This window comes from Blastomonas fulva (assembly GCF_003431825.1).
GTDB lineage: Bacteria > Pseudomonadota > Alphaproteobacteria > Sphingomonadales > Sphingomonadaceae > Blastomonas > Blastomonas fulva.
Genome location: NZ_CP020083.1, coordinates 131319 through 141768, shown reverse-complemented (window position 1 = coordinate 141768; position 10450 = coordinate 131319). Strand labels below are relative to the sequence as shown.

Sequence of the window (10450 nt, the reverse complement as noted above, 5' to 3'; positions counted from 1 at the left end):
TCTCAAAAAGACACGCGCACCGCAACCGATGCGGCGCGCGGGCTTCCCGGCTGCACCCACAATTGGGCAAAGCTGTTGGTGTAGTAAGTGGTATCGAACAGGTTGGTGACATTGGCAATCACCTCGAGGTTTTCCTGCGGCTTCCAGCTCGCAAACACCCGCGTCAGCACATAATCGGGCAGCTCGAAGGTGGTGGCGGTCTCGCCGAGCCTTTTGCCGACATATTGCACGCCGCCGCCAACGTTCAGGCGGGTGGTGCCGATGTCGAACCCACGCGACAGTTGAATGTTGGCGCTGTGGCGGGGAATGTTGATCAGCCGGTCGCCCGAGCGGATCGCCAGGCCGAAGTTGAGATCGGTGACGTTGGCGCGCGCCTCGGCATCGACATAGGCATAAGACAGCCACAGATCGATATCACCGGGAAGCTTGCCCGCAATGTCCACCTCAAGCCCGCGGCTGCGCGCCTTGCCGATTGGCAGCGAGAAGCCGGGATTGGCGGGGTCTGCGGCCAGCACGTTGGACTTGGACAGGGTGAACAGCGACACCGTGCCTTCCAGCGCGCCGTCCAGCAGCCCGAATTTCGCGCCGATCTCGGCCGATTTGGAGGTCTCCGGATCGAACAATGTGCCCGCCGCCGTCGCGCCCAGATTGGCGCGGAAGCCCTCGCCATAAGCGGCGTAGAGCGACACCGCATCCGATGGGGTGAAGACGATGCCGGCCTGCGGACTGAACCGGTTGTAGCTGCGGCTGGCGGCGACATTGTTGGCGCGGTTCAATGTCTCCACCGTGATGTCGTCGAAGCGTCCGCCAATGCGGACCTGCAGCGTATCCGTCAGCGTGATCTGGTCTTGGACATAGGCGCCGACCGCGCGCTGCTGGTCCAGCCGGTTGGTTTGCGGCCCGGGGTTGGGCAGCGGGAACCGTCCGTAAACAGGGTTGAAGATATCGATGTCGTTGCTGGCCTGCGCCGTGGTGGTCGCACCGATTACGGCAGGGCGGAAACGCAGGAACAGCTGCGAATTGTCGAACTCGTCATAATCCACGCCGATCAGCACCCGGTGCGACAGGCTGCCGGTGTCGAATTTGCCGGCCACTTCGCCGCGCAGTACGAAATGTTCGGCTTCATACAGGCGCGACCGGCGCTGTCGTGACAAGGATCGACCATCGCGGCCCAGTCGCTGGCGGCTGGCAACCAGCTCGGCCTCGGTGGAAAAGCCCTCCAGCCGGGTGTCTCGATACTGGCCGCCCAGCATGACACTCCAGTCATCCGAGAATTCGTGGCGGAGCTGGACCTGATGGCCGGTCGCATCGGCGTCGACCGGCCCATCGCCCGGCTCGCCCAGAAAACGCGAGCGCGGAACTAGCCCCAGCACGCCGCGAATGGCGGGCACGCCGCGATCGAAATCGGCCTCCTGCCGCGACAGCTCGAGGTCATAGGTCAGGGTGGTGCGTTCGCCGAGCCTGAACAGCACCGAGGGCAGGAAGCCGAGGCGCTCGCTGCGCACGGTATCGCGGAAACTTCCGGCATTTTCGTAATACCCGATCAGCCGGATCGCGGCGACATCGCCGATCGCGATGTTGACGTCGCTGTCCGCTCGGCGGCGGTCGAAGCTGCCCGCCAGCGCGGTGATCTGGCCGCGGGTCTCGAAATCGGCGACTTTGGTGACGATGTTGACTGTGCCGCCGGGTTCGCCACGACCGAACAGTGCCGCGTTGGGGCCCTTGAGCACCTCGACCCGTTCGATTCCCGCCGCATCGCGGGTGCCGCCAAAGCCGCGTCCGCCGTTGAAGCCGTTGACCAGATAGCCGGAGGGCAGGTTCTCGTCGCCCGCAAAGCCGCGCACCGCATAAGAATCCCACAACCCGCCGAAATTGTTCTGCCGTGCCACCGAGGCCGACAGGTCGAGCACATCCGCCAGCCGCAAAATCGCGTTCTGGTCGATGATCTCGGCGTCGATCTGGGTGATCGCCTGCGGCGTTTCGCGCAAAGCGAAGTCGCCGCGATAGGCCTGGCGCTGGCCAGTGACCACGATTGATCCGGCATCGTCCTCGGCCAGGGCCGGGGTCGTGATGGCTGCTGTGCCTGCCGCGATGGCAGACATGAAAGATATGACGCGATTGGCCATGATGTGCGATCCTGCTTGCAGAAGCGGCCCCCACTGATCGCCTCCGAGGCTCGCGTGATACAAAATATCATAACACGTGCAAGCAAAATTCGCCCGATGCACGTCTATGGCAGACGCAATGCGATGCCCCGCGAGGCTTTCAGGGGGTGTTTGCCTTGCGGGTGCGGAACAGCTCGCGGTCTTCCGGGCCGAAGCCGCGCCGCCAGATGATCCAGCCATAGACGCCGAGAATGGCGGGGATGCCGATCGCAAGCTCGGCCCATTCGGGCAGCTTGGTAAAGCCCCAGCCGACCAGCGATGCGACCGCCGCCGCCCATACCAGAGCCCAGCGCCAGCCATTGACCGGCGCGCCCAAAAGCTTGGAGAGCAGCCGCGCCTTGACGATCGAGGCAAAGCCCAGTGCCAGCGCGAGCGCTAGCGCGACGCTTGCCGCCTGAAACAGGGGGGGTAGGCCCATTGCCTGCGCGGTCAGGATCAGCGCGACGCTGAGCACCGCCTGCAGCGCCAGCATGGCCAGCGAGATCATCAGGTTGCGGTGCCGAGCGATGTAGATCAATGCGGCTTCGCTCACCGCTGCGGTGGCGGCGACGACCTCTGCCGCCAGCAGAAACGCCAGCGCCCCGGTGCCGCCGACGAAATTGGGTCCGACCAGCCCCATCACGCCTTCTCCCGGAATCCCCAGCGCCAGCGCAACGCCGGTCTGCGCGGCGATGATCCAGAACCCCACCTGGCTGACCTGCCGCGCGATCTCGGTCAACTTGCCTTCCTGCAGGTTGCGCGTGATCACCGGGCCCAGGATCGGGTCGAAGCTGGTCTTGAGCTTCTGCGGCAGGCTGGCGACCTGTTGTGCGATATAATAGATGCCCACCACTGCGGGCGAAGCGAACAGCCCGAGCACGGCAAGGTCAAGCCGCCGGCTGCCCCACTCGATGGCGTCCGCGGCGGCCAGCGGTGAATTGCGCCGCGCCATCCGGGCCAGCTTCATCGGTTGGGGGCGCCAGCCCCAGGGCAGGCCATAGCTGCGCAGCATCGGCCAGATCGAGGCGACGAACGCCGCGGCCATCGATGCGATATATGACAGGATCAGGCCGTCCTGCGGCGTCCAGTAGAAGAAGATCCACGCGGTGATGCTGATCGTCCACGGCTCGATCACCGAGCGCGCGCGCACCGCAGAGGCAATGTCGAAGCGATAGGCCAGCGCCGCCAGCGCGATGTCGGATCCGGCCACGGCAAAGATGATCAGCGGCAGCAGCCGGTCGATCTCGCCTGCGGTGCTGTTGGGGAACATCAGTTCGGGAAACAGCATCAGCAGGATCACTGCAGCAGCCGAGGCGATGAAGCTGACCAGCAGCCCGTCTGCTACCACCTGCGCATGCGGCCGCGATGTGCGCGCCAGTTGCGCTGCGAGCCCGCGCTTGAGGCCGAGGGTGGCCAGCTGGGCTGCGAATTCGACCACCAGAATGGCATAGGCAAACCGGCCCAGCGATTCTGCGCCGTACAGCCGCCCGGCGATGAACAGGAACGGCAGGCGGGCGGCGAGCCGCAGCAGAAAGCCGAGGAAATTGGTGCGCCCGCCCTTGGCCAGCGCGGCGATGTCGCCATCGGCCTTGGCTGCGCGTTCGCCCTGTTCGGCACCGGACACAGCCTGTCCCGTCCCGGACACGGAATCCGGAAGCGATGGCTCGTGAGGCGGCGGTACTGATGTCAAAGTGGCGTTTCCAACCCCAAACCTGGTCATGCTCTAAAGCAGCTTTGATCCGCTTTGGCTAGCTTTGCGCTGACTGCGCCCAGCGGTGGGGTGCGCGCAAACGATGGACAGAAAAAATGCCATCCCGTGCAACCATCTGCAACGATGGTCGTAAATCCCGTCATGCGTCGTGCATGAAACAGGGTAGTGGAGCAAATTATGCGTAAACAGATTCTTACCGGCATCGCCAGCATCGGTCTCATCAGCCTGGCAGCTTGCCAGAGCGAACAGGCCGACCAGGTCGAAGATCAGGCAGAAGCCGAAGCTGATACGATCGAAGACATGGCCGACCAGGCCCCGACCGAAGCGCAGGAAGACGCTCTCGATGCGCAGGCCGATGCCGTTGAAGATGCTGGCGAAGAACGCGCCAACCAGATCGACGACAATGGCGAAATCGCCCCGAGCGAAGTTCCGGGTGAAACCCCCAACCAGTAAACCTTCCCCTTCGAAGGTCGACGAACGGCGGCAAACCGAAAGGTTTGTCGCCGTTTTTCATGCGCCAAGGGTCAGATCAGCCCTCTGGCCGCCCAGGGGTCGTGGCTGGTTGCAGGTGCGTCTTCGTCGTCAGCCAGCACCAGCAGCGCGGCGAACGCCTTGTTCTGCGACAGCCATACCGTGCCGGTGAGGTCGCGCAGCAGATGCGATCGCTCGAGAGCGTCCATAACCGGGCCCTTGACCTCCGACAGGTGCAACTTGACCCCGGCGTCGGCGAGACGATGATTGATTGCCTCGATGCTTTCCAGTGCCGATGCATCGATCGCATTGACCGCAGAGCACATCAGGATGAGGTGCCGCAGTTTCGGGTGTTCGGCCACCTGTTCGAGCACGAATTCCTCGAGCCAGCGCGCGTTGAGATAGGTCAGGCTTTCGTCGATGCGGATCGTGAGGATGCGCGGATCGGTGAGCACCTGGTGCCGCCTGACGTTGCGGAAGTGCTCGGTCTCCGGCACCCGCCCGACGATGGCGGCATGCGGGCGCGATGCCCGCCACAGGAACAGCGCCAGCGAGAGGCCCACGCCCGCAATCACGCCGGGCTCGACGCCCGCCAGCAACGTCACCAGCACCGTGGCGGCCATCGCGGCGAAATCGGGCTTGGAATAATGCCAGATATGCTGCGGCGTCTTGAAGTCGACGAGGCTGAGCACCGCAACGATGATCGTCGCGGCCAATGTCGCGATCGGCAGTGAGGCGAGGAACGGGGTCAGGAACAGCGCGGCGATGGCAATGCCGATCGCGGTGAACGCGCCTGCTGCAGGGGTCTCGGCACCTGCATCGAAGTTCACCACAGAGCGCGCGAACCCGCCGGTGACCGGATAGCCACCGGTGAATGCGGCGGCGACATTGGCCGCGCCCAGCCCTATCAGTTCCTGGTCGGGATTGATCCGCTGGCGCTTCTTGGCGGCCAGTGTCTGCGCGACCGAGACGCTTTCGACAAAGCCGATGACACTGAGCAGCAGCGCGGGAATTGCGAGGCGCTGCCAAAGTTCGGCATCGAACAGCGGCACGGTGAACGGCGGCAGGCTCTGCGGGATCTGGCCGACGACCTTGACGCCCTGCGCTTCGAGATCGAGAAGCACCACCGCGAGCGTCGACACCGCAACCGCAGCGATCGGTCCCGCCTTGGCGGACAGGTCCGCGGTGCGGGATTTCAGTCCCAGCTTGACGAGCAGCGGCTTCAACCCCTTGCGCACCCAGAACAGGAACGCCGTGGAGACAACCCCGATGATCACCGTGGGCAGGTTGGTGTTCGCAAGGTTGGCGATCAAAGTGCTGACCAGCTCGGGCATCGCCTCGCCGCTGGCTTTGACGCCGAGGATCGATTTCAGCTGGCTGGTCGCGATGATCAGTCCCGAGGCTGTGATGAAGCCGGAGACCACCGGGTGCGACAGCAGATTGGCCAGGAACCCCAGCCGCAGAACGCCCATGACGATCAGCATCGCGCCCGATAGGAAGGCGAGCACCAGGGCCGCCGCGATGAACTCAGCGCTTCCCGGCGGCGCGATGCTGCTCGCAGCGGTCAGCGTCATCAGCGAGATCACCGCCACGGGTCCCACCGCCAGCGCTCGGCTGGTGCCGAACAGCGCATAGGCAACGATCGGCAGAATCGAGGCATACAGGCCGATCTCGGGCGGAAGGCCTGCGAGCATCGCGTAAGCGAGGCTCTGCGGGATCAGCATGATGGTGACGATCGCGGCGGCAACCAGATCGTTGGTCAGGATCGTCCGGTTATAGCCCCGGCCCCAGTCGAGTACCGGCAGGTAGCGGGCAAAGGAGGAGGCCGGGCGCATCGATCAGCTGCCGATCATGTGCGGTTTGACCATCCATTCACGCCCTTTGAGCATCCCGTGCCAATAGACCGGCGGCAGGATGGTGTCCTTGAGCAGCCATGCCAGCCGCGAGGGCCTTGTGCCATCGATCAGCCACGTGGGGAAGCTTGGCAGCAACTTGCCGCCATAGCCGAACTCGGCGAGCACGATCTTGCCCGATTCCACGGTCAGCGGGCAGCTGCCATAGCCGTCATATTCGGCGACCGGAGGCTTGCCCTGCAAGGCGGCGAGCACGTTGACCGCGACCACCGGCGCCTGCTTGCGCGCGGCGGCCATGGTCTTGGCGTTGGAGGCCGAGCACGCATCGCCCAGCGCGAAGACATTGGGATAATGAGTGTGGCGCAGCGTCGCCTCGTCGACATCGATGAACCCCGATGCGGCAGCCAGCGGGCTCGACCGCACGAAGTCGGCCGCGGTCTGCGGCGGCACGACATGGATCATGTCGAAATGCTCTTCCACCCGGGTCACCGCGTCGCCCCGCTTCTGTTCGAAGGTCGCAAACGCGCCGGGGCCATCGACCGCGACCAGCTTCGATTCGAAATTCAGATGCGCGTCGTAGCGCTGCACATACTCCATCAGCGCAGGAACATAGGCGGGAACACCGAACAGCACCGCGCCTGCGGTGTGGAACTGTACGTCGATGCTGGGCAGCACGCCCGATTTCTCCCAGCGGGTGCAGGAGAGGTACATCGCCTTTTGCGGCGCGCCCGCGCACTTGATCGGCATCGGCGGCTGGGTGAACAGCGCACGGCCGCCGCGCAGCGCGTCGACGAGCTGGCGAGTATAGGGCGCAAGATCATAGCCGTAGTTCGAGGTCACGCCATGATGGCCGAGCGCATCGCGCAGCCCGGGGATCGCATCCCAGTCGAGCTTGATGCCGGGGCACGCGACCAGCACGCGATAGTGCACATCGCTACCGTCTGCCAGGATCACGCGGTTGTCCTGCGGCGCAAAGCCGCTCGCCGACGCGCGGATCCATTTGACGCCATCTGGCATCACCGAGGCCTGCGAGCGGCGTGTCACCTGCGCATCGAAGATGCCGCCGCCGACCATCGTCCAGCCGGGCTGGTAATAGTGCACCTCGGAGGGCTCGATGATCGCGATGTCGAGCCGGGAGTTGCGTTTGAGCAGGCTGGCGGCAGTCGCGATGCCCGCGCTGCCGCCGCCGACGATCACGACGTCGAAGGTTCTGGTCGCCCCAGGCACCAAGGGTGCGGGCGAGGTGGTCTGGGTGGTGATCGGCATGCTGCTCTCCCGTCCCGCACGCTGGCGGAGTGTCGTTATCGTATCGCGAACCTGTGCACCGCCATGCCCGCCAGCATTGCGGCGATGAACATCGCGGCGGGCGCAGGGGCAATGGCAAGGTCTGCGATGGCAGGGCCGGGGCACAGCCCGCCGATCCCCCAGCCCGCGCCGAAGACCAGCGCGCCGATCGCCAGCCTGGGGTCGATTCTGTTGGTGCCAGGCAGATCGAACCGGCTGGCCGCGACCGGTGCGGCCATCCGCCGCTGGACCACCCAGGCGATCGCCATCGGGATCATCGCGCCGCCCATCACAAAGGCGAGCGTCGGGTCCCAGGCGCCGAACAGATCAAGGAACGCCTGCACCCGCTGCGGATCGGCCATGCCCGAGACGGCCAGCCCCGCACCGAAGATCAGCCCTGCGGCCAGCGCGATAGCGGTCTGTTTCACAGCCATCCTCCCACGCGCAGCAGGGCGACGGTGGCAAAGCCGCTGGCCATGAACATCGCGGTCGCAAAGATCGATCGCGGCGACAGGCGCGACATGCCGCACACCCCATGACCACTGTTGCAACCCGACCCCAGCCGGGTGCCGAAGCCGACCAGCAGTCCGCCGATCAGCAGCGGCCACGGGCTGGTGGGGAATGTCGTCGCCACGCCGCCCAGCATCGTGCTGACCAGCAGTGCCCCAAGGGGCAGGCCGATGATGAACGCGATCGCGACGCTGCGCGGTGCGCCGCCAGCCGAGATCCCCGTGGCGCGCGCGGCAAGCCCGCTGACGCCCGCGATCCGGCCCAGCGCCAGCAGCATGATCGCGGCGGACAGGCCGATCATCAGCCCGCCCGCCAGCCCCTGCAGCGGCATCGCATCGGGAAAGCCCGGAAGCATCATGCCCGTTCCGGTCACAGCGCGTTGAGCGGGATCTTGAGGTAGCGCACGCCGTTGTCCTCGGGCTCGGGCAGATGCCCTGCGCGCATGTTGACCTGCACCGAAGGCAAAATGAGCCGCGGCATGTCGAGCGTCGCATCGCGCGCTTCGCGCATCGCGACGAACCCATCCTCGGTGATGCCGTCATGCGCGTGGACATTGTGCGTGCGCTGCTCGGCCACGGTCGTTTCCCACACGAAATGGTCGCGGCCTTCGGGCAGATAGTCGTGGCACATGAAAAGCCGGGTATCGGCGGGAAGCTCGAGCAGGCGGCGCAGCGAGCGAAACAGCGTGCGCGCATCGCCGCCGGGAAAATCGCAGCGCGCGGTGCCGTAATCGGGCATGAACATGGTGTCGCCGACGAACGCCGCATCGCCGATGACATAGGCGATGTCCGCAGGTGTATGGCCGGGAACATGCAGCACGGTCACGTCCAGATTGCCGATCTTGAAGTGATCGCCATCGTGGAACAGCGCATCGAAATCGCTGCCGTCGCGCTCGAATTCGGTGCCGGCGTTGAACAGCTTGCCAAAGACGTTCTGCACCAGCGTGATCGATGCGCCGATGGCGATCTTTCCGCCCAGTTTCTGCTGCAGATACGGCGCGGCAGACAGATGGTCGGCATGCGCGTGCGTCTCGAGCATCCAGTCGATCGCAAGCTCCTTCTCCCCGACATAGGCGAGGATCGCATCGGCCGAGGAGAAGGAGGTGCGACCCGAGGAGGGGTCATAGTCCAGCACGCTGTCTATCACTGCCCCGCGCAGGGACTCGGGATCGTGGACGACATAGGACACGGTGTTGGTGTCCTTGTCGAAAAAGGCCTTGATCACCGGCACGCCGGCCTGGGCGGCGGCAATCTGTGCGGTGGCGGTGGCGAGGGCGGAGTCGGACATGGGGAATCCTCTTCAAATTCATATTTACATGAAATATGTAAGTAAGTAATGTCGTATCGTCAAGCCAATTGATCCGGCCCCTGCAAATGTGAGATGGCGAACGCATGACCCTGTCCCAGATTCCCGCTCGCGCGGTCCGCATCGGCGATCTCGCGCCGGATTTCACTGCCCGAACGACCCAGGGTGAAAGGGCGCTGCGCGATTTTCGCGGCCAGTGGCTGCTGTTCTTTTCGCACCCGGCGGATTTCACGCCGGTCTGCACCACGGAATTCATCGGCATCGAGCGCGCGGCGGACCAGTTCAGGGCCATGAACTGCGCGCTGCTGGGGCTGTCGGTCGACAGCCTCTATGCGCACCACGCCTGGCTTCGCGCGATCCAGCAAAGCTTCGGTGTCGCGATCAGCTTTCCCGTGGTCGAAGATCCTTCGATGGCGATCGGCCGGGCTTATGGCATGATCGATGATACCGCCCAGAGCAGCGCGGCGATGCGGTGCAGCTATGTGATCGATCCCGAAGGGGTGGTCCGCGCGATCACGGTGTACCCGCACAATGTCGGCCGATCGGTGGCAGAGATGCTCCGGCTGGTGGCCGCCCTGCAGCGCGCCGACGATGGCATCGTGATGACTCCCGAAGGCTGGCGTCCGGGCGATGACCTGCTGCATGCGCCCGACCCTGAAGCGATGCCCGATGGCAGCGCCGCCGACTGGTTCTGCCGCACGGTGCCGGCATCATGACCGCGATCTACCGGAGCCGCGCGCGGGCCGAGGCGATGACCGAGAAGTTGCGCGCCTATGCCCAGCCGCAGCGGCTGATGATCCTGTCGTGCCTGCTCGAAGGCGAGAAGACCGTGGGCCAGATAGATGCGGCTACCGGCATCGGCCAGCCCGCGCTCAGCCAGCAGCTTGCCGAATTGCGCCGCACCGAACTGGTCCGCACCCGCCGCGAGGCCAAGCAGGTCCATTATTCGCTCGCGGACGAAACGGTCGGGCTGTGCGTGCGGACAATGGAGGCGATGATGGGCGGGCATGACGATCCGTCGGCGGCGCTGCACCGGGCGTTGAATGCACCGGTCCTATCGGAGTCTGCTGCCGCAGACGCCGGAGCGCGCGTCCCGCACGGCGCGGCAGGCTTTGCGCGGATCGGCTGACCACCTCCGGGCAGAGGCAGGGTCATAGAGAAGGCCGATAGTT

Annotated in this window: 10 protein-coding genes; 3 read left to right on the top strand and 7 right to left on the bottom strand. The window is 65.1% G+C overall.

Translation table 11 applies throughout. The features are described from left to right. Positions 1–2: 2 nt before the first annotated feature. Positions 3–2126 carry a TonB-dependent siderophore receptor gene (locus B5J99_RS00695; RefSeq protein WP_245991697.1) on the bottom strand — a complete coding sequence of 708 codons (2124 nt, stop codon included), beginning with the start codon at positions 2124–2126 and terminating at the stop codon, positions 3–5. 139 nt (positions 2127–2265) lie between these two features. Further along, positions 2266–3768 carry a lipopolysaccharide biosynthesis protein gene (locus B5J99_RS00690; protein ID WP_054134200.1) on the bottom strand — a complete coding sequence of 501 codons (1503 nt, stop codon included), beginning with the start codon at positions 3766–3768 and terminating at the stop codon, positions 2266–2268. Between the two features lie 264 nt (positions 3769–4032). Between B5J99_RS00690 and B5J99_RS00685 the strand changes: the two genes are divergently transcribed. Beyond that, positions 4033–4308, top strand: a complete 276-nt coding sequence (locus tag B5J99_RS00685; protein ID WP_069050578.1) for a hypothetical protein — start codon at positions 4033–4035, stop codon at positions 4306–4308. A 71-nt stretch (positions 4309–4379) separates the two neighbouring features. Here B5J99_RS00685 and B5J99_RS00680 read toward each other — a convergent pair whose 3' ends face one another. Genes B5J99_RS00680 through B5J99_RS00660 form a run of 5 tightly spaced genes read right to left on the bottom strand, consistent with a single transcriptional unit; the run spans position 4380 to position 9260 of the window. Continuing rightward, entirely contained in the window at positions 4380–6161 is a 1782-nt protein-coding gene (locus B5J99_RS00680) for a SulP family inorganic anion transporter (RefSeq protein WP_117351125.1), read from the bottom strand. A 3-nt stretch (positions 6162–6164) separates the two neighbouring features. Next, the gene (locus tag B5J99_RS00675; protein WP_117351124.1) at positions 6165–7445 is read right to left on the bottom strand and encodes an NAD(P)/FAD-dependent oxidoreductase; all 1281 of its coding nucleotides are present in this window, start codon (positions 7443–7445) and stop codon (positions 6165–6167) included. Between the two features lie 35 nt (positions 7446–7480). After that, positions 7481–7897, bottom strand: a complete 417-nt coding sequence (locus B5J99_RS00670) for a DUF6691 family protein (RefSeq protein WP_425456420.1) — start codon at positions 7895–7897, stop codon at positions 7481–7483. Further along, a complete protein-coding gene (locus B5J99_RS00665) occupies positions 7888–8331 on the bottom strand; it encodes a YeeE/YedE family protein (protein ID WP_211337856.1) in 444 nt (147 codons plus the stop codon). The genes B5J99_RS00670 and B5J99_RS00665 overlap by 10 nt, the downstream gene beginning before the upstream one ends. Positions 8332–8342: 11 nt before the next feature. Further along, the gene (locus B5J99_RS00660; protein ID WP_117351123.1) at positions 8343–9260 is read right to left on the bottom strand and encodes an MBL fold metallo-hydrolase; all 918 of its coding nucleotides are present in this window, start codon (positions 9258–9260) and stop codon (positions 8343–8345) included. Positions 9261–9364: 104 nt separating this feature from the next. On the opposite strand from B5J99_RS00660, the gene B5J99_RS00655 reads away from it, so the two are divergent. Together B5J99_RS00655 and B5J99_RS00650 are read left to right on the top strand one after the other, a co-directional pair. After that, complete coding sequence (locus B5J99_RS00655; RefSeq protein ID WP_117351122.1) at positions 9365–9994, top strand: peroxiredoxin; 630 nt, start codon at positions 9365–9367, stop codon at positions 9992–9994. Then, positions 9991–10407, top strand: coding sequence for an ArsR/SmtB family transcription factor (locus B5J99_RS00650; protein WP_117351121.1), 417 nt, complete (start codon positions 9991–9993; stop codon positions 10405–10407). The genes B5J99_RS00655 and B5J99_RS00650 overlap by 4 nt, the downstream gene beginning before the upstream one ends. Positions 10408–10450: the final 43 nt, after the last annotated feature.

Coding starts and splice junctions, on each gene's coding strand:
- B5J99_RS00695 (WP_245991697.1), bottom strand. CDS start 2,126: ATGGCCAATCGCGTCATATCTTTCATGTCTGCCATCGCGGCAGGCACA.
- B5J99_RS00685 (WP_069050578.1), top strand. CDS start 4,033: ATGCGTAAACAGATTCTTACCGGCATCGCCAGCATCGGTCTCATCAGC.
- B5J99_RS00680 (WP_117351125.1), bottom strand. CDS start 6,161: ATGCGCCCGGCCTCCTCCTTTGCCCGCTACCTGCCGGTACTCGACTGG.
- B5J99_RS00675 (WP_117351124.1), bottom strand. CDS start 7,445: ATGCCGATCACCACCCAGACCACCTCGCCCGCACCCTTGGTGCCTGGG.
- B5J99_RS00670 (WP_425456420.1), bottom strand. CDS start 7,897: ATGGCTGTGAAACAGACCGCTATCGCGCTGGCCGCAGGGCTGATCTTC.
- B5J99_RS00665 (WP_211337856.1), bottom strand. CDS start 8,331: ATGATGCTTCCGGGCTTTCCCGATGCGATGCCGCTGCAGGGGCTGGCG.
- B5J99_RS00660 (WP_117351123.1), bottom strand. CDS start 9,260: ATGTCCGACTCCGCCCTCGCCACCGCCACCGCACAGATTGCCGCCGCC.
- B5J99_RS00655 (WP_117351122.1), top strand. CDS start 9,365: ATGACCCTGTCCCAGATTCCCGCTCGCGCGGTCCGCATCGGCGATCTC.
- B5J99_RS00650 (WP_117351121.1), top strand. CDS start 9,991: ATGACCGCGATCTACCGGAGCCGCGCGCGGGCCGAGGCGATGACCGAG.